Source organism: Pedobacter endophyticus, from assembly GCF_015679185.1.
Classification (GTDB): Bacteria; Bacteroidota; Bacteroidia; order Sphingobacteriales; family Sphingobacteriaceae; genus Pedobacter; species Pedobacter endophyticus.
Genome location: NZ_CP064939.1, coordinates 2,107,041 through 2,127,449, shown reverse-complemented (window position 1 = coordinate 2,127,449; position 20,409 = coordinate 2,107,041). Strand labels below are relative to the sequence as shown.

The 20,409-nt window shown below is 42.7% G+C and carries 13 protein-coding genes and 1 tRNA gene; 6 read left to right on the top strand and 8 right to left on the bottom strand.

From position 1 onward, the window contains the following. Positions 1-5: 5 nt before the first annotated feature. The 8 genes from IZT61_RS08445 to porV form a co-directional block, all read right to left on the bottom strand. Complete coding sequence (locus IZT61_RS08445; RefSeq protein WP_196100720.1) at positions 6-1,607, bottom strand: sensor histidine kinase; 1,602 nt, start codon at positions 1,605-1,607, stop codon at positions 6-8. Position 1,608: 1 nt separating this feature from the next. Beyond that, entirely contained in the window at positions 1,609-4,560 is a 2,952-nt protein-coding gene (locus IZT61_RS08440; RefSeq protein ID WP_196100719.1) for a CheR family methyltransferase, read from the bottom strand. Between the two features lie 416 nt (positions 4,561-4,976). Then, positions 4,977-6,044, bottom strand: coding sequence for a sensor histidine kinase (locus IZT61_RS08435; RefSeq protein ID WP_196100718.1), 1,068 nt, complete (start codon positions 6,042-6,044; stop codon positions 4,977-4,979). A 269-nt stretch (positions 6,045-6,313) separates the two neighbouring features. Beyond that, positions 6,314-6,562, bottom strand: coding sequence for a cold-shock protein (locus IZT61_RS08430; RefSeq protein ID WP_196100717.1), 249 nt, complete (start codon positions 6,560-6,562; stop codon positions 6,314-6,316). A 131-nt stretch (positions 6,563-6,693) separates the two neighbouring features. Next, positions 6,694-7,128, bottom strand: coding sequence for a hypothetical protein (locus IZT61_RS08425; RefSeq protein ID WP_196100716.1), 435 nt, complete (start codon positions 7,126-7,128; stop codon positions 6,694-6,696). A 212-nt stretch (positions 7,129-7,340) separates the two neighbouring features. Next, positions 7,341-7,428, bottom strand: a tRNA-Ser gene (locus tag IZT61_RS08420). Between the two features lie 125 nt (positions 7,429-7,553). After that, on the bottom strand, positions 7,554-7,994 hold the full coding sequence (locus tag IZT61_RS08415) for a DoxX family protein (protein WP_196100715.1): 441 nt from the start codon (positions 7,992-7,994) through the stop codon (positions 7,554-7,556). A 67-nt stretch (positions 7,995-8,061) separates the two neighbouring features. Further along, a complete protein-coding gene (porV, locus tag IZT61_RS08410; protein ID WP_196100714.1) occupies positions 8,062-9,252 on the bottom strand; it encodes a type IX secretion system outer membrane channel protein PorV in 1,191 nt (396 codons plus the stop codon). 276 nt (positions 9,253-9,528) lie between these two features. Between porV and IZT61_RS08405 the strand changes: the two genes are divergently transcribed. The 6 genes from IZT61_RS08405 to IZT61_RS08380 all read left to right on the top strand — a co-directional run bounded on the left by IZT61_RS08405 (position 9,529) and on the right by IZT61_RS08380 (position 20,396). Then, a complete protein-coding gene (locus IZT61_RS08405) occupies positions 9,529-10,215 on the top strand; it encodes a class I SAM-dependent methyltransferase (RefSeq protein ID WP_196100713.1) in 687 nt (228 codons plus the stop codon). 261 nt (positions 10,216-10,476) lie between these two features. Beyond that, positions 10,477-11,352 carry a carbon-nitrogen hydrolase gene (locus IZT61_RS08400; protein ID WP_196100712.1) on the top strand — a complete coding sequence of 292 codons (876 nt, stop codon included), beginning with the start codon at positions 10,477-10,479 and terminating at the stop codon, positions 11,350-11,352. 325 nt (positions 11,353-11,677) lie between these two features. Beyond that, positions 11,678-12,754, top strand: coding sequence for an agmatine deiminase family protein (locus IZT61_RS08395; protein ID WP_196100711.1), 1,077 nt, complete (start codon positions 11,678-11,680; stop codon positions 12,752-12,754). A gap of 320 nt (positions 12,755-13,074) precedes the next feature. Then, positions 13,075-15,516 (top strand): TonB-dependent receptor domain-containing protein, encoded by a 2,442-nt coding sequence (locus tag IZT61_RS08390; RefSeq protein WP_196100710.1) that lies wholly within the window; start codon positions 13,075-13,077, stop codon positions 15,514-15,516. A 300-nt stretch (positions 15,517-15,816) separates the two neighbouring features. Then, positions 15,817-18,948 (top strand): SusC/RagA family TonB-linked outer membrane protein, encoded by a 3,132-nt coding sequence (locus tag IZT61_RS08385; protein WP_196100709.1) that lies wholly within the window; start codon positions 15,817-15,819, stop codon positions 18,946-18,948. A gap of 11 nt (positions 18,949-18,959) precedes the next feature. Further along, on the top strand, positions 18,960-20,396 hold the full coding sequence (locus IZT61_RS08380) for a SusD/RagB family nutrient-binding outer membrane lipoprotein (RefSeq protein ID WP_196100708.1): 1,437 nt from the start codon (positions 18,960-18,962) through the stop codon (positions 20,394-20,396). Positions 20,397-20,409 lie beyond the last annotated feature (13 nt).

Below are 20,409 nucleotides of genomic sequence, written 5' to 3'. Positions count from 1 at the left end.
TCTTATTAAACACCTTTAGGTAAGTGTATTTTAAAAGTAATTCCGTCCGCATCCTCAATCGTCATTGTTCCGTTTAACAGCGAAACGCGGTTTTTGATGCCGCGAAGCCCCGAGCCTTTTTTAAATGCATCGTTCAGCTGGCTCGATAATCCCCTGCCGGCATCACTTACGATTAAATCTACTTCGCCATTTTTGGCGCAAAGCGATACCGAGGCACTGTTTGTGCCTGAGTGCTTAATGCTGTTATTCAGCAACTCCTGAACAATTCGGAAAAGATACAATTGCGTTTCTTCAGGGAGTTGATCAGCCCGTTGATCAATCGATGTTGTTACCTTAAATCCTGCCCGCCCCAGTCGGTCGGTCATATCCTTTATTCCCGCGACAAAACCAAAATCCTTTAATATGGAGGGTGTTAACTCTACCGAAATCGTCCGAACCTCTCTAATCGCCTGATCCAATAACGAGTTTATTCCGTCTAAATGGCTCTTAAACGATTCTTGTTTGGCAAGCTGACTAAGGTTAAACCTAATGCCATAAAGAATTTGGCACACACTGTTGTGCAGGGCAGCACTCAGGTTGTCTCTTTCCTTTTCCTGCGCTTCAATCGCGGCTCTGCGGAGTAGTCGGCGTTGAATGTCTTCTGTCTCCTCGCGTAGTTGCAGGTTTCGTTTTCTATCCGTGATGTCAGTCATTATTCCCGCATAATAACTGCTGCCGTATATAGGGTTTACCGATTTTCCCTTTACTAAAATTGTTTTTAGGTGTCCGTTCCTTTTTATCAACCGCAGTTCAAGATCAATTTCATGACTTTCATCGCAATTGGAAAACAGGGCGTTCAGTTTTGGGCGATCTTCCTCTACAAGAATGTCGAGAAGTGCTTTCCAGGGCACAAGCTGGGCCCGGTTCTGAATATCGAGGATATTTTTGCTGTACTCATCAAGAAAAATCTTTTCTCCCTTGGATTTTACCATCCAGGTTCCGGTAAGGGAAACTTTTAACGTTTGGTTAAGTCTTTCGGTAGTTTCCCATAACTCCTGTTCGTTTCGTTTAGCATGGGTAACATCAGTTATTGTGATGTAAAACGATTGTTGATCGGTGTTGGTACCGGGCGCCTTAATTCCATTGAGCTGCACATAGCGGGTTTCTGTTTTTTTAGTTTTTAAACGTACTTCGCATTGCAGGCGCTCATCAGTTTCACTAATACGCTCAACAAAGCTGGCATAGGCATGTTGCGAATCGTCGACAATGAATGATTTCAGGGGCTTACCCTTTATGCCTGCTCCCTGGTTATAAATCAGCTGTAATCCGGTTTCATTAATTTCGCTGATCGTTCCGCGGTTGTCGAGAATGAGGTAACCTACGGGCGCTGTATTGAACAGCGACACAAATTTTAGCCGCTCCATCTCGAGCGCCGCATAGGACGACCTGAGCTCCTCGTTCTGCAATTGAAGCTCCAGTTCGTAAATTTCGAGCTCGTGCAGCAACTGGGCAGTTCGGTCGCCCCCCTCCGGATGTCTTTTGTCTGCGTCGGTGTAAAAAAGCTGTTCTGCCTTACTTCTTAATGCGCCAAGTACCGATTCTCTATATATGATGTCATTGTTTTTCAACTTACTTTTCCTTAAATTTTAAGACTAAAAGATTAAGCTTGTGGCCGTCTTCTGCAATCCGCTGAATTGATATATCTAAGTTCAGCATGCCAATACCGTTGAAGTGATGCTGTTCGTAAAAGTGTTCAATAATAGGGACTGGAGCTGAAAGCTTCTCGGCCAGAACTTTCATTTTCCATTTATTGTTAACAATTTCCAGAAAGGAATGTTCTCTGATTTCTGAATCAACCAATTGAAACAGTTTAGTAAACTTTCTGTTTGCTGCCAATACTTTTTTATCGCTGGCTAAAATCAGCGTGGCTTCGTCAAACTGCTCGATAATGCTTTGGGTATATTTTAGAAGTCCGCGCACCTGGGCACTAATGGATTTTAATGGCGTAATTTTGGTAAAGGTGAGTACGGCGCCGCTAATAAAATTATCCATTGTGCGGTAGGGCATAATGCGGAGGTTGTACCATTCATTCTTTTTTGTTTTTACTTCAAGTTCGCGGCCATTCAGGGTTATAATCACTTCTTTTATGGTTTGCTCTATAGCTGGGTACTCAAAATTGGAAACAATATGCGTTATTGATCGGCCAATATCGGATGCGATTACGTTAAACAGCTTGGTAACCTGCGGCGTAAAGCGCAAAATGTTTAAATGGTTATCCAAAAATATGGTGCCTATCTCTATATTATCGAGCAGGTTTTTCATGTCGTTATTTAACTGCGTAAGCTCCTCGGCCTTGGTTTGGTATTGCAGGTTAATCGTCATCAGCTCCTCATTAAGCGATTGCATCTCTTCTTTTGTAGTCAGCGCCTCCTCATTGGTACTCTGCAACTCCTCGTTGGTGCTTTGCAGTTCTTCGTTGGTCGATTTTAGTTCCTCTAATGAGGTTTCCATCTGCTCAATGGTGGTGTGCAGCTGCTGTTTGGTATAGGTAAGTTCTTTTTCGAGCTCTTCTACCACTCCCTCATTAGCCCCACTTTGCTTACTCCGTCGTTGCATTTTTTTGGCCGGGCGCTCAAAAAAGGTGACTAACAGCATGCCTTGCAATGCAGGTTCGTGGATGTAATCTACCGTTACGTTTACTACAAACAGCTTGTCGTTTTCCTTTATCTTAACGTCGTTAATTTCGACCTTGATTTTTTTTGTCGAAGCCTGATGAAGTGCATTTCCCAGGGCATATTTCAGCTCTTCGCGAATCATCCGGTGGATATTCATCACGGCCTCACCCGGGTGCAGGTGAATAAAACGTTGTGTAGCGCCATTGATGTCAATAATCTCACCTTTATCGTTCAATAACAGCGACGGGGGTGTATGGTTATCGAGCAATATTTTGTTAAAATGCTCCACAATGGGACTTTGTTTTCTGCTTTTCGACGACATATCTGATTTGACGAGCTTATCCTGATTGGCAATGTGGAAAGGAAAATCCAACAGCTTGCCCATCGATGATGCCCCTTCTTTTCGCTCAAAGAGCTTCCATTTGGAATCTACATTGTTAAAAAACTCCTGAAAACCACTTACCGATTCGGCCGGACCTAAGAATAGCAGTCCATTTACGTTTAATGAATAATGAAAAATAGGAATAAGCTTTTTCTGTAGCTCTGTAGTGAGGTAAATCATTACATTTCTGCAGCACAATAAATCGAGCCGGGTAAAAGGCGCATCTTTAATGAGGTTGTGCTGGGCAAACACAATCATTTCTCTGATTTCTTTTTTTACCGTGTAGCCATTATTTTTCCTTTCGAAAAAGCGTTCCAACCTTTCGGGGCTGAGCTCAGATGCAATGTTAGAGAAATAAAAACCCGTTCTGGCTACTTCAATGGCATTTGCGTCGAGATCGGTAGCAAAAATCTGCGCTTTCGGTTTACGCTTCAATTGCAGCGCATCCAAATATTCGGTTATAATTATGGCAACAGTGTAGGCTTCTTCTCCTGTTGAGCATCCAGCGATCCAAATGCGAATCGGCTCCTCGGGGTTCTTGCTGCCAAGCAAAGGATACATGTGCTCGGTAAGGGTTTCAAAGGCCGGTTTATCGCGAAAAAACTTAGTTACTCCAATTAAAAGTTCGTTAAAAAGAATATCAACCTCGGCCGGATTTTCACGGAGGTAATTCACGTAATGCTCATAATCGGGCAATTGATGAAAGGCAATCCGGCGCTCAATACGGCGAGAAATGGTGTTCTTTTTGTATAAACTAAAATCGTGGCCGGTGTGCGACCGGAGAATCATAATGATTTTCTGAATGTGAACCTTATTGGTTTTATTAGCGTCGATATCTTCTATCGAAACCCCCAAAACCGGATGGCTCAGGTATTTAATCAGCTTACCCGGCATTTCCTCGGGCAAAAGGATATAATCTGATTGATGGGTGGTTATGGCCGCCATCGGCATGCTCGCATAAGTAGCATCTTCGGGGTCTTGTACCATCGTCATGCCAAGTTTCTCCTTAATCATGCGCAGGCCGGTTTCACCATCGGCCCCAAGACCGGAAAATAAAATACCCACGGCCATATTCCACTGATCTTCGGCAAGGCTCTGAAAAAAATGATCGATGCACATCCGTGTGTTGTCGTTCTGTGCGGCCTTAAACAACAGCAGGTAGCCGTCGTGCAATCCGATATCGAAATGCATAGGCGCCAGGTAAACATGGTTTGGAATAACCTTGGCACCATCTTCGGCAAACTGCACGGGCATTGAGGTAAACGACTTCAATACCTCTAAATAATTTCCCTGTTCTTTTGGGTCTTGATGAATAACAATGATAAAGGCCATGCCGGCATCAGTAGGCATGTGCTTAAAAAACTGTTCAAATGCAACAACTGATCCACTTGCTCCGCCTAGTCCAATAATCGGAAAGGCCTGAGTTTCTACCTTAACCGCGTCTCCTTCGCCCTTAAGCTGTAAACGCTCGAGGTTGAAAGTGTCATTTTTTTCAATTTTTGATTGATCAGATTTTCCCTTCATGCCGCTAATTTATCCATTAAAATCAATCACTGTCCTATTTGTTGATGTTTTCTTTGTTACAATTTTTGTAAACGGCGTTGTCAATTGCTGTACTGCTGCATTGGTTAATTGTTTAATTGTTGAATTGCTCAACTGCTAACTCTCCCGAAGGGCAATGTCATTTAGTTAAGCTCCACGGGTGTCATCCGATAGCTATCGGATCTGAGCCTTTCGACTTCGCTCAAGATAAACTCAGTCGAAGACCTCTTCTGCAGGAAAAAACAAATAAACATCGCCCTTCGACTAAGCCTGTATTGAGCGTAGTCGAAATGCTCAGGGTGACAATGTTTTTTGTTTTTTCCTTAACTAAATGACATTGCCCGAAGGGATGCCTTTGGCACAAATTCTCCCCAAGGGATGCCTTTGGCACAAACTCCCTAATCACATTCATCCAGTTCAATGAAGAAGTTTGAGCCCTTATTTTCTTCGGACGTGAACCAGATTTTGCCATTATGCCACTCTATTATTGTCTTTATGATCGACATGCCGAGGCCCACGGAGCTTTCGCCTCTGAGGCCCGTTCTGCCTGCAACATTAAACTTATCAAACAGCTTATCGTGAAACTTTTTCGGAATGCCGATGCCTGTGTCGGCAATCTCGATAATCACTTTGTTTGCCTCTCGAGAGATATTGATGGAGATAACTCCTTTGTCGGGCGTAAACTTAATGGAGTTTGAAATTAAATTATTGACGGCCTGATAAAATTTCGTCGGGTCGATCATCACAAATATTTCAGTAAACGGGCAGTTGAACTCAAAGCGGAGATGAAGGTGCAATTCCGACGATTTGTATTCGGCGATAATCTCTTCCAATCCTTTTACAATATTGATTCGCTGCTTTTGAACTTCGACGCCGATAGATTCGAGAAATTCTTTTTTTATAAACTCCTGTATCATCTTGATGCCCCGCTTTGCATTGGTTTCAATCATGGTTAAAATTTGCTGCATCTTATCGGGATTGAGCGAGTTGCCCTTGCCCTGGAGCAGTGAAGACAGCATCTGGATGGTTCCGAGTGGGCCTGCCAAATCGTGACTGATAATATTTAGCACCGCGTTTTTCTTGTTGGTGTATTCGATCAGGTTTTTGGTATGAACAATTTCTTCGGTAACGTCTTCAAAGTGCCCGATCAGGCACCGGGGTTTTTCGGCAGTAATAACAGCGGTAAGATTTAGGTAATAAGTGCGTTGCTCCATCACCAACCGAAACTCAATACGCTCTGCAACATTACCGGGACCCAAACTTTGATAAACCTTACGAACATATTCCCGGTCTTCGTCGTGTATCAAAAGCAATAGCTGCGTCAGGTCGGGGCTTGCATGCTCGGCAAGAAAGGCCTCGAAAGATTTATTTTTATATAAGAACCGCTGCTCTTTTAAACTGTACGAAAAATAAGATCTTGATTCTCTTTCGATCAGGTCCTGTAGCGGAAAACTCGGTTTAGGCATGTTGTTTCGAATAGGTTTAAGCAATATAATAATTGTTAAGCGTAGCGAAGTACCCTTTTTTCCTAGTATTTAACGTAAACGGTTTGTATAAATACCTGGTTTAAGGCATTACAGCATCAAAAACTTCTGATTTTGAGCTGAGCTAAGTAGCCATTTTGAATTTTTGGCAACGGGAGTATGAAAAAGGAAAGCGCTAGCACCAATTAAGATGAATACCGCTTTCTGTGGTGACAGATTATTAGATAAACTATTGCGGTTGGAACAACAATTTAGTGAAGTGACGAGGGTGAAACACGTGCTTTAAACCTTGGGTTGCTTTCACTATCCAGTTTTAAAATAAAAACGTTAATGGCAGCGAGCGCCCGGTTTCTAAAGCCGATATCAAAGGTGACTGCGGCGCCCCTGGCAGGCAAAGAATCGGAATCAGTTTCGAAAAACTTGATGTGCTGACCGTTCGAGTCTTTTATAAGGCCAACTCCAACCTTTTTGTTATAGGCAATAATAGTTCCTGTTCTCATAAAATTTTTTGTTTTTTCTTCTTTAGTTTATGCTGTTGTATTTGCCAGATGGATGCAGGTCGATCAGTTAAATCGCCTGTGCGCAGACCAGAACTAGCAATGCGCTCACCTGTGTTTGTTTGGGCTTCTGCTCAAGCATAATATTGCTTTGTTTCTGATAGTAACTGGATTTTTCTTGCTATGCTGGCCAATTTTACGAGATGGTTCTCAAGCCAGTCTGCTTCGGTATTTCGGCCCTGGCTCATGTTTGCATGAAGGAAATCGGAAGTGAACTTTACAACGAGGTCGCCATTGTAAGCGAGCATATTGTATGTTATCAACGAAACTACTTGCTGGTTAGGGCGATTGTCGTATTTGATGAAGCTGAGGTAACGCATTTTGCTAATCTGTAAGATCTTTCCATAGAAACAGCTGAGGCCATTTTCCGAAATCCAGTTAATACGCCCGTTAGCTGTCCAATCACATTCGTAATGGCCGCCTCTTTCCTCATCAAGCCCTGCTAAGATCAGCGCTTGCCAAAATGCCCAATCGGGCACGTTAATTTTAATTGTTCTCTCTATAACCATACTGATATGCAAATATATGGCGAAATTTTAAGGCAATTCACTGTAACCTGTATATCCCGTAGTTAACGGCCAAAATCAGGTATTTTACATCAAAAAGTGAGGGTTTGTAGTGGCCGGATTTGCGGTTTAAACTGCGGTTGTTATCTTGAAAGGCCGGGTAAATTGCCCACCAGCGGAAACAAAAAAAGGAGCCCCTACGGACTCCTTTTACTTGGCGGAGAGCGAGGGATTCGAACCCCCGGACCTGTTACAGTCAACAGTTTTCAAGACTGCCGCATTCGACCACTCTGCCAGCTCTCCGCCGCAAAAGTAGCGATTTGGCGCAAATCTGCAAACCATTTCTATAATATTATTTTAACAAAAATGCTAGGCGTTGTCAGTCATTTAGTTAGCATTGAAAATAATACGTGAACTATTTTTCATTGTTAAGCTTCTGAAACACTTTGTTGCCGCTCAACCGAAATAATGCCGTTGCCTTCTACAATAAAACAGATTAACCCGATAAGCACCAGGGTAGAAAACCAGAACTCTGAGTAAGGCTTAAAGATGCCGGCGGACATATTAATGAAAAATACGGCGCCAATAAGTATCGGGAGGTTAACCAGACAGAAAAACCGGGTGTGTGTGCCCAATGCAATGGCTAAACCACCTATAATATGTGCCAAAATGATTAAATGAGCAATAAAGCTTATGCTAAATGCAGCACCAAGCATTGCGCCACGCATCAGGTGGTTAAATACCTCCATGTTAATATAGAAATCTATGCCTTTCCATATTAATACTATACCTAAAAGAATTCTAAAATAATCGAGCCATTTTGGGTGATTCTGATCGCCCCAGTCGCGGATTTTTTTGATCAAGTTCATAACTTCTATATTTTGGTTGATACAATTTACAAAAAATAGAAGTAATAGTCAATTTTTTAACATTTATCTAGTTCACCCTTGGGTCTCTGCTGCCGTTTCCGGCGTTACCGAAATTAAACATCAGGCTAAACCGCAAGGTGTTGGCAAGAGGGCTTTTCTGTGCATTCGCAATCAGATAGGCAAAATCGATATTAAAAACCTCGTACTTAAATCCCGCCCCCAGGGTAAGGTAACGGGCATCGCCCTTCAATGGGTTTTCGTAATGGTACCCGGCCCTCAGGGCAAATTGTTTGTTATAGCGATATTCAATTCCTGTAGAAATATTTACTTCTTTCAACTCTTCGCTAAAACCACCCGGGGCATCGCTAAATGAACCAAAAATGCCTGCTGGTACGGATCGGTTCGGGTTTCGGCCACTAATTATCTCGCCGTCGGCACCGTAAGTAGGTTGGGTTGGCACCAGTAATTTGTTAAAATCGAGCGCAAAGGTAAATTCGCTGTATTCGTCGATCAAAAAGGTTGATGCGCCGCCGAGCTTTAAGTTGGTTGGTAAAAAATAATTGGTTCCGCCGGTTGAGTAACTGATTTTGGTACCGATGTTTGAAATGTTTGCGCCCAGCGACAGGATGGCATCGGTATTTAAAAATTGAGTTTGTGTTCTGTAAATCCCGGAAACATCAACGGCAACAGCCTGGCCATCGGAGCTTTGCTGTGTAGCGCCAAACTGCCCCGACGATAGGTTTGAATAAATGTAACGCAGGGTTGTGCCCAGCGCAAATTCTTCACCAAAGCTCCGAACATAAGAGGCATCAATAGCGAGTTCGCTCGGTTTAAAGGTGCCGAGGTTCTGCTCATTCTCATCAATTAAGGTTACCGAGCCCAACGAGAAAAAACGCAACGAGGCCGCAAGGGTGTTGCGGTCATCTAGTTTGTAATAGCCAGACAGGTAAGCCAGATTAATATCGGGAACAATGTTCTTTAACCATGGGCTGTAAGAAATTCCAAATCCGGAACTTTCACTAAGGTAGGCGAGCTTAGCGGCGTTTATGCTCGAACTGTTTACATCGCCCTCAACAGCAACACCGGCATTGCCCATACTGCCTGCACGGGCATCGGGCGTAATTAGCAGGAAAGGTACGGCAGTTACAACGTTATTTGCCTGGCTGCCGTTGGTTTGTGTTTGGGCCGGTAAATTCAGGCCGCCAATGACAAATAAAAATGTGATAAAAAACCAATTAGGGAGATTGTTTTTAAACATACCTAAAATTAACGATTAATTCTGTTTAGTAGTACCCCTGTAGGTTTAATTTGTTTATAATGAAAACCTTATTGACAACTTGAGCTAAGAAAGTTCACAATTTTGGTACAATGTTCTGTTACATAAGGTCTTCGTTTCGTTTAACAATCGCTTTAGCAAGCCTGCAATCGATTTTCATTTTCTGTAAAGGACATGTGCATACTAAACCAATGCGGTTGCGGGTCTTCGCTTTGGCATTTCTTAATGTTATTTTTGATTAAACCAGATATAATAAACATGATGTATTTACAGGCATTTACAAACAAACTTAGAAGCAAGCTTTATTCATCGCTCTTGTATCGCTTCGGGTTCGGAAATCGAATTTCGCGATCCATTTGGGAAGATCAGTTTAGCGGCAAGCATTGGGATTACCTTTTTTCGAAACCGGAATCGCAACATTATCATGCCATTGTGAGCCTGTATGAGCAGTTTGGAAAAAAAGGAAAGATTTTAGACGTTGGCTGCGGACAGGGCGTACTGTACCAATACCTTAATGAAAAGTTTGGCAAAGACCTTGATTACCTCGGTATAGATATTTCAGAGGCAGCAATAAAAAAGGCCACAGCACTATTTCCAACGGGCAATTTTAAACAGCTCGATTTTGATAAGCAAGAGCTGTTTGAAAAGTTTGATATCATCATCTTTAACGAAACACTTTATTATTTTACAAAACCGCTAGACACCATCGAAAGTTGCAGTGCGTATAATTTAAACGCCAACGGATCAATCATCATTTCGATGTGCGATTTGCCCGGCCATAAGGTAATTTGGAAGGGATTGAAAGAGCGGTACACATTTCTTTCCTTTCAGGAAGTGCAAAATGAACAGCTTCAAAAATGGTACGTGGCACTGTTGGATGTATTAAAGGTAGCTGCATGCTGGTTGATGGCCTTTGAGCCGGTTGAATCGCTCATGTACATTTAAACTGCCGCACAAACTGCTGCTCTCAACATACTCTGCGGGGAATATACCGACCTAAATTTCACACAAACCTTACATCGCCCATCTTTATACCTTAAACCTTTTTAGTAACTTTGCGCAATAATTTTGAATCACAGAAGTTTGTTCCGATAGCTATCGGAAGAGTGGATGGATTTGAAACGATTGAACGATTAATTTATTCATTCTTTCATTCAATCATTCTTTCATTTAATTATTGAATCATTCTCTCATTTGGAAAAAAGCATGAAGAAAGTAAAAGTTGGTTTGGTGCAGATGAGCTGTACAAAAGATAAACAGGAAAATTTAACTAAGGCGATTGCAAAGGTAAGGGATGCGGCCGCAAAAGGCGCACAAATTGTTTGTTTGCAAGAGTTGTTTACCTCGTTATATTTCTGCGATGTTGAAGATTATGATAATTTCGATTTGGCAGAGGCGATTCCCGGTCCATCAACAGATGCCTTGCAGGTGGTAGCGAAGGAGTTGGGTGTGGTAATTATTGCTTCGTTATTTGAGAAACGTGCCGAAGGTTTATACCACAATACAACTGCGGTTTTAGATGCCGATGGCTCGTACTTGGGAAAATACCGCAAAATGCATATCCCCGACGATCCGGCATTCTATGAAAAGTTTTATTTCACTCCAGGCGATTTGGGCTACAAAGTTTTCGAGACGAAGTTTGCTAAAATTGGCGTTTTAATCTGTTGGGATCAATGGTACCCTGAAGCTTCGCGTATTACGGCGTTAATGGGGGCAGATATTATGTTCTATCCAACGGCAATTGGTTGGGCTACCGATCAGGATGAAGAAACAAATAAAGATCAGTATAATGCCTGGCAAACAATTCAACGTTCGCATGCCGTGGCCAATGGTGTTCCGGTGGTGAGTGTAAACCGTGTGGGTTTTGAGCAAGACGGCGCTATGAAATTCTGGGGCGGAAGCTTCGCAACGAATGCACAAGGTCGCTTGCTTTATCTGGCCTCGCACGATCAGGAAGAAACCGAAGTTGTTGAGCTCGATTTGGCAGAATCTGATTTCTTCCGCAAACACTGGCCATTTTTAAGAGATAGAAGAATTGATTCTTATCAGCCGATTACGAAAAGGTATATTGATGGGGATTAAGCCTAAAGCTTAAAGACCAAAGCTTAAAGACCAAAGGATCAAACGAAAACCAGTTTAGAGTTATAAATAGGTGGTACCTAGATTTCAGAAGAATGCTCGTTAGAGTAGTCGTCATCCGATAGCCATCGGATTCGAGCGCTTGGCCAAGAGCAAAACAAAAGTGCATTGTCATCCTGAGCGGAGTCGAAGGACAGATGTTCATTTGTTTTTCTCTTGAAAAAGGCCTTCGACCAGGCAGGTAGCCGAGAACCACGAAGTTTTTGATTTTTCATCCATATTTCCAGAGAAGCGTACGATAACACCCTTAAAATTACAACCGAAATAAATGTCAAATTTCCCTCCAAGAGAAAAATTAAATATCAATCAATTCGATTACTCGCCGAAGCAACAAGGATACTCTTTCCCTGCTGAATGGGCAAAACACGAGGCAACGTGGTTGAGCTGGCCGCATAAGGAAGCAAGCTGGCCGGGTAAGCTCGAAACGATTTATGAACCTTATTGCCAATTTATCAAGGCCGTTGCTGAGGGCGAAAAAGTTCGCATCAACGTTAAGGACGAAGAAATGAAAGCTTTTGCCGTTTCTGAGCTGGAAAAAGTTGATGTTGATTTAGATCAGATCGAATTTTACTTCAATGAAACCAACGATGCTTGGTGTCGCGATCACGGTCCGGCATTTGTGGTTAAGAACAGTGAAAAAGCGGTAATCGATTGGGGCTACAACGCCTGGGGCGGAAAATATCCTCCTTTTGATTTAGACGATGTGGTGCCAACAAAAATTGCCAAACATTTCGGCTTGCCCTTGTTTACGCCAGATATTGTGATGGAAGGGGGCTCAGTAGAATTTAACGGCGCCGGAACGATTTTAACTACAACGGCCTGCTTGCTGAACGAAAACCGTAATCCACATTTAACTAAAGAACAAATTGAAAAATATCTGCTCGAATATTACGGGCAGGAGCAGGTTTTATGGCTCGGAGACGGCATTGTCGGCGATGATACCGACGGCCATATTGATGACATTACCCGCTTTGTAAACGAAGATACCGTTTTGACCGTGGTAGAAAGCAATCCATTGGATGAAAACTACATTTTGCTTCAAGAAAACCTTGAGACCTTGAAACAAATGAAGTTAAAAGATGGTCGCCCGTTAAATATTGTGGAACTCCCAATGCCATCGCCAGTAATTTACGATGATACCCGCTTGCCCGCTTCGTATGCAAACTTTTACATCGCCAATGCGGCGGTAATTGTTCCGATCTTTGGTGATGTAAACGATCAAAAGGCACTGGAAATTATTCAAGGTTGTTTTCCTGATAGGAAAGTGGTAGGCATCAATTCTGTAGATATTATTTGGGGCTTGGGCAGTTTTCACTGTTTGAGTCAGCAAGAGCCAGCGGTTTAGTTGCCCGTTGAAACGGCTTATTGGTTCATTAGTTATTAGTGGGGGCGAGTCATCCGATGAATATAGGCAATTGGTTTTAAGTTCATCGGATGACTTGCACAATTTCATTAGCGTTATTTCTCCTGGTTCCTCGTCGAAATGACGGGCGTATCTCGGACTTCAGACTCCCGACTTCGGACTCCCGACTTTCGGACTCCTTTCTTTCTACCGATAAAAATCGCACCTTTGCCGACCGAAATTTGCAGGTGAGCATAAAACTGTTCTAATGCATTGTAACAAAATGCAATTTGCAAAGACTAATTACGAAAGATTAACTTAACATGAAACGATTTTTACTTTCCATTTTATTTATAGGAATGTTCTTCAATGTAAATGCACAGTTTCCTGGTGGCTTGGGAGGAGCCGCCAAAAAACCAGCAGTTTTTGGAAGAATATCGGCAGTGATATTAGATTCGCTGACAAAAAAGCCAGTTGATTATGCTACCGTATCACTAATCAAGGTAAAAGATAACAAACCTGTAAACGGAAGTGTAACAGATCCTAGTGGAAAAACCACGATACAAAATGTTGCTCCGGATGAATACAAGCTACGCGTGGGCTTCATTGGCTATGTGACCAAAACCGTTTTAGTAACCACTACACCGGCAAAGCCTGACAACAATTTAGGAACAATATATTTATCGCCTAACGAAAATACACTGGCCGATGTTCAGGTTGAGGGTACAAAGGCAGTAATTGAAAACAAGATTGATCGAATGGTGTACAATGCCGAGGCCGACGGAACAAATGCAGGCGGCGACGCCACCGATGTAATGCGTAAGGTGCCAATGCTTTCTGTAGATATTGATGGAAATGTGCAACTGCGTGGCGGTGCAGTGCGGGTTTTAATCAACGGCAAACCCTCGGGTACCATGGCAAGTAGCGTTGCCGATGCGTTGAAAATGATTCCTGCAGAACAAATTAAAAGTGTTGAGGTAATTACCAGTCCATCGGCAAAATACGATGCCGAAGGATCGGGCGGTATCATCAACATTATTACCAAAAAATCAGATGCCCAAGGGGTAAGCGGTACCGTTAATGCTTCTGCAGGTACACGCCAAAACAATGGTGCTTTTAACTTAACTGCTAAAACTGGCCGACTAAGCCTAAACACTGCATTGGGTACCAACCTGGCCTATGCGCAAAAATCGAGAGTTGCTTTCGAAAATATAACCTATTTAAACGATGGTTCAGTAAGTTCGGTGCTACAAGACGGCTATTCTAAATGGAGCCGCAATGGATATAACGGAAGTTTTGGTCTCGATTACGATTTCAACGCCTATAATAACATCAGTTCTTCGGTAAAGTACAACAACTTTTCAAACGGAGGGCCGGGTGTTTCCAACTACCTGAGAAATGGTGAGTCATTTACCAACAAGAGCGATATGGATATGGGTTTCAATAATCTGGATTGGAACGTCGACTACAAGAAAACCAGCAAGAGAGAAGGAGAGGAGTTTACCGTTTCGGCACAGCTTTCTACCAGTAGAAACCCAACCAGTTTTAGTAACGAATTTATCCCGGCGGGCGAAACCAGCGGACCAGTAATTCCCACTAACAATACAGGAGTTAACCACGAGTACACCGCACAAACCGATTACGTTTATCCGTTTAGCAAGGCAACAATTTTAGAGGTTGGTGCAAAGGGGATTTTTAGAAACCTGAACAGCCAGTTTGATGATAGTGAACAAGATTTTGAATACAACCAAAATGTTGCGGCAGCGTACGGCGTAATCAGTTTCAAATTAAGTAAAAAACTGAATTTCAAGGGCGGTTTAAGATCGGAATATACCCGCATAGATTTTAACACGCAGACGAACGGACTGCAAAAAAACGACTATTTAAATTTATTTCCGAGTGCTATAATTTCGCAAACGTTAAAAGGAAATGCCACATTAAAGCTAAGTTATAACCGCAGGGTGCAAAGGCCAAGCTATGTGTTTCTAAATCCTTTTCTTAACGATAGCGACCCATTCAATCTTCGACAAGGTCAGCCGAATTTGAAACCCGAGTTGAGCGATAATCTAGAGCTGGGTTACTCTACCTATATTAAAGGTTCGGTAATTAACGCCTCGGTATTTTACCGTCGCACAGCTGATGTAATTGAAGGATCGGTGAGTTCGTTTACTGATGAAAACGGCGCCACAAAAACGCTAAGCTCGTACCTTAATGTTGGTACAGCCCAAACTTATGGGGCCAATGTATTTGCATCATACAATCCAAAACCAAAATGGACCTTAATGACCAACTTAGGTGTAAACACCTATGAGGTTAGCAATTCGGAAACCGGCTTAAGCACCGGAACGTTCTTAAACTACAACATTTTTGGTCGTTCGGCTTATGGTTTTGGCAAAGGTTACAATTTTGAGCTGTTCGGTGTAGTCAATTCTCCGCGAAGAACTTATCAGGGTAAAACCGATGCGATGATATTTTATGGCGCATCATTTAAAAAAGAGATCTTAAATAAAAAGGGATCAATTGGGATAAATACACTGAATCCGTTTACACGCGATTTGCATATCAAAACAGTTAACAATGCGGTAAATGGCTTGGGTACACTTTATCAAAGTACAAACATTTATTACCCGCTGCGCTCGTTCGGTATAAACTTTAGTTACTCGTTTGGTAAACTGAAATTCACCGAAAAGAAAAAAATAAAGAACGACGATATTAAACAAGACCAGCAGCAGCAAGGTGGTGGAATGGGAGGTTTGCAACAGTAAAACCCAATTTTAAATATATAGTTGAAGCTTTCGGCGTAATTCGGAAGCTTTTTTGGTTTATTGCATAAAAATTGAGGGAAGTTTAGGGTTGTTCGAATGCTGTTTGCCACTTATTAACTTTTTTACAGCAGTGTTTCGGTGATGTTTTATTGCTTAGTTCTTCAGATCAGCGCTAATCGCGGCTTAAATGTAAAATTTGTATATGGTTTGCTGATTTTTGGTCTCATTTTGTGCGGGTTTTTGTATGTAAAAAGCATATATTGCATGTACCTAATAAAATCACCCTAAACTAATTGAGACATGAGAAAAATCTTTACATGCCTGCTTTTTCTTTGTATTTTACTTATCGGCTTATCCTCAACGGCCCAGGTAAAAACAGTAAGCGGAAAAATTACCGCATCAGATGATGGAGGCCCTTTACCGGGGGCCAGTATCAAAATTAAAGGTTCCAACGCCGGAACCTCAACCGATGGAAGCGGAAATTTTAGTATTCAGGTTCCAGCATCAAATTCCGTTTTAGTAATCAGTTTAATTGGTTATAAAACTAAAGAAGTTCCCGTTGGCAACCAAACCACCATCAGCGCAACACTCGAATCTGATTCGCAGCAGTTGCAGGAAGTAACCATATCTACAGCGTTGGGAATAACCAGACAGGCAAAATCTTTAGGTTACGCGGCGCAAACCGTCAGATCAGAAGATTTAAACTTTAACCACCAACCCAACCTCGTTAATGCCTTGCAGGGAAAAGTTGCCGGTGCAACCATTTCGAGCACAGGTGGCGGCCCTGGCCAAGGTGCAAGCATCAGGGTAAGGGGAGTAAACTCCATCGATCCCAACATTTCCGGCGATCCGCTTTATGTAATTGATGGGGTGCAAATCGACAACTCAACCTCAACCGTAGGTGCGAATCCGGGTGGTACCGCTTATGGCGCTCGAGGGGTAACTAATAGAGCGTCGGATATCAATCCCGAGGATATTGAAACCATCAATATTTTAAAAGGAGGTGCTGCAACGGCTCTTTATGGTTTAAGAGGTGCCAATGGTGTTGTGGTAATTACCACAAAACGAGGCAAGCAGAACGGGCTTCAAGTCAATTTGAATAGTAGTTACGGGTTTGACGAAGTATTAATCAGCCCCGATGTGCAAAAAGAATATACCCAAGGGGTGTTAGGGGTTTATACCAATCCACCCGGCGGTATCGGACCAGCCTGGGGGCCAACCATTGCCGAGGCCAAACTTATCGATCCGACGCATCCAGACCAATTGTACGATAATTATGATCAGGCTTTTGGAACAGGACAGCAGGTTAAAAACTCGGTTTCGGTGGCTGGCGGAAACGATGCAGTAAAGTTTTTTTCATCTGTATCTCAGCTTTACCAAAAAGGGATGATGCCCAATACCGACAACAAAAATTTATCGGCCAGGCTAAATACAGATTTGAATATCAGCCCGAAATTTAAGGCATCGGTAAATATGAACTTTACCAATTCTGGTGGTTACACCTACAGTGCCGACCGTTTTGGCGAAAGTTTAGCCTATTGGTCGCCGCGATACGATGTGTCTGATTACCAAAATGCCGATGGCTCTCAAAAATATTTCGGCACAAACAACCCAATTTGGGGAACCGCAAACAACAAGCTCAAAGGAGATGTAAACCGCTTTATTGCGGGAGCGAGCTTAAGTTATGATCCGGTTAAATGGTTGAATTTTTCTTACCGTTTTGGTGTAGATACCTATAACGATAACCGTGTGAGAACCGCACGTGGCCCCATGTACACCGGAGAGGCTATGTACGATAACGATCAGGGCTATTACGGAGAATACAACACCAAATTCAGAACACTGAACAGCACCTTAATGGCTACCTTCAATACCAAAATAACCGACGATATTACGGGTACTTTGAGGTTGGGACAAGAGGTTTACGATAGAAAAATAAAGGAAATTGGAACCCTTGGAAGTATTTTGGGAATTTATAATTTCTTTAATCTATCTAATGCCGGGGTGCTTACACCAAGCCAAAGCATCAGACAAAAACGATTGGTGGGTTACTTTGGCGAGGCCACATTCGATTATAAAAACTTTTTGTTCTTAACCATAACCGGAAGAAACGATATTACATCGACGCTACCGAAAGAAAGCCGGTCGTTCTTTTATCCATCGGCGAGTTTGAGTTATGTGTTTTCAGATCAATTTAAGCTGCCAACCGTTATCAGTCAGGCTAAGTTAAGATTATCGTACGCCCAAATCGGAAAAGATGCTTCTGAGTATTCTACCTTCACCGGCTATACACCTTATACATCGCTACCAACCGGAACAGGCGGTTTAACAATCGGCTCCAACCTTGGAAATATCGATTTACGCCCTGAGTTTACCAACACTTACGAAGCAGGGCTCGAAATGTCGTTCTTCAAAAACCGCTTAGGATTCGACTTTACCTACTATTATTCACTCAGTAAAGATCAAATTGTTCAAACGCAAATTTCATCAGCCGTTGGTTATGTAACCAAATCAATTAATGCCGGTGATATCAGAAACCGAGGTGTAGAACTGGTAATTAATGGTAGGCCAATCGTGAGTCAAAACTTTAATTGGAGCGTAAACCTTAATCTATCAGCCAATAGAAACAAGGTACTTTCGATGCCAAATGGTATTACCGAAATTGTATACGGCGCAGCCCGAGGTTACGGAAATGCTGGCGTTACTATGAAACTGATCGAGGGGCAGCCTTACGGAAACATTTACGGAAGTTATTTCCAACGCTATTCGGCATCGCCTCAAGATCCCATTATTTTGGATAAAAATCTTCCCTTGCTAATTGACGCCAACGGTTTTCCAATCATTTCTGGCGGAACGCAACGTTTGTTAGGTAATTCTCAACCCAATTATATTGTAGGTTTGGGCAACACGTTTACTTACAAAAATTTCAGCTTGAATCTTTTATTTGATGCGCGGTTAGGTTTTGAAAAATACAATTGGCTTGAGGATTTTTACTCTGCATTTGGCTTACCCGATTATACTGTTGATAGAAGAAGCTTTAAGGTTTTTGACGGCGTATTGGCCAGCGGAGAACCGAATACCAAACAAGTTTGGCTAGGCCAGAGGATAGCGCCTGATGGTGTAGATTATGGCGAAGGTTATTACCGCAGATTCTACAGAAATGTGTCGGAACCCTTTGTTAGCGATGCTTCGTGGGTGCGTTTACGTTCAGCAAGCCTATCGTACCGATTACCCGAAAAATGGTTGCCCCAAAAGGCCATAAAAAACGCTTCTGTTTCGGTAACAGGAAACAATCTTTGGTTATGGACTAAATACTACGGTGTAGATCCAGAATCGAGCTCTTACGATGCGGGCAGCAATAACGATGGTTCTGCGGGTTTTACCTATCCATCGGCACGTACCATTATGTTTACGCTTAATGTTGGTTTTTAAAAAGAATTACGATGCAAAAGATTATAAAATACACATTATTCTCGGCGATGGTTGCAGCACTAGGGTTGCAAAGCTGTAAAGACAGCTACTTTGATAAAGTGGCTGATAACCCCAATCAGGTTACGGCGCCGAACTTAAACGCCTTACTGGCCACATCAACCTACAAGGCCGGATTAAATAATTACAATGTGGCCACCATTATTTTGCCTTACGTGCAATATACGGCCAATCCTTCGGCAAGCGCCGCTGGCGACACCTTCCAATCGATCGACTTTAGTAGCACCTGGGATGCGCTTTATTTTGCCATGGCCGATGCCAACGAAATGAAGAAACTTGCCGTTACACTCAATTCGAGCGAGTATAAAGGCGTGGCAGATGTGCTAATTGCCTACAACTTAATTATGGTGAACGATTTATGGGGCGATGCTCCTTTTTCAGAAGCCTTTGATATTAATAATTTAGTACCAAAATACGATAAGCAGCAAGAGGTTTACACCCAGTCGATGGCATTGATAGATGAGGCTATAACGGAGCTGGCCAAAACAGATTCGCAGGTTAAACTGGCGGCAACAAGCGACCTTATTTACGGCACAACAGTCGCCACAGAACGGGCCAACTGGTTAAAAATGGCCTATGCCATTAAAGCACGATTGCTGAATAAAGTGAGTAAAACCAGTACCTACAACCCGACCGCTGTTTTAGATGCCGTAAGCAAATCGTTTACCAGCAATGATGAGGACGCCAGAATGCAGACCTTTAGAATACGTAATTTTTGGGCTACCGTTGCCGTAGATAATGCAAACCAATCGTTGGGGGGATGGCTTTCTGAGCAACTGATTGATGCCCTGAATGGCACAACATACCCCGGAGTTGTAGATCCGCGATTGGCAAAAATTACCGACAAAACCGTGGATGGCAAATATATCGGAACCGTAAATGGTGCCGGCAACCGCTTACCGGGGGCAAACACCAGAAAAGATGAAAACTACATTTCCATAAATTCGCCATGGACGGGCAATACATCGCCGATTTTTCTGGTAACCTATGCCGAACTGAAATTTATTGAGGCCGAAGCGGCTTTCAATATCGATAAGACAAGGTCGTACAATGCGTACCTCGAAGGTATTCGTGCCAATATGGATAAGTTTCAGGTGGCTGTTGAAGATAAGCTGGCTTACCTTGCTCAACCAACCGTTGCAGTAGGGGTGGCGGCCTTTACGAAAGATTTGATCTTCAAGGAAAAATACATCGCAACTTACCTCAACCCCGAAGCGTGGAACGACGCACGTCGATTTGATTACAAGTACAAAGATTTTAGTATGCCTGCTAATGCTGCCCTTCCAACATTCATCCGCCGATTGGATTATCCGCAGGGAGAAAGAAGCAAAAACGGTAGCAACGTGCCTACTGACGTTCCCAGAACGACCAAGTTGTGGTGGGATCAGTAACAATTTTATGAAA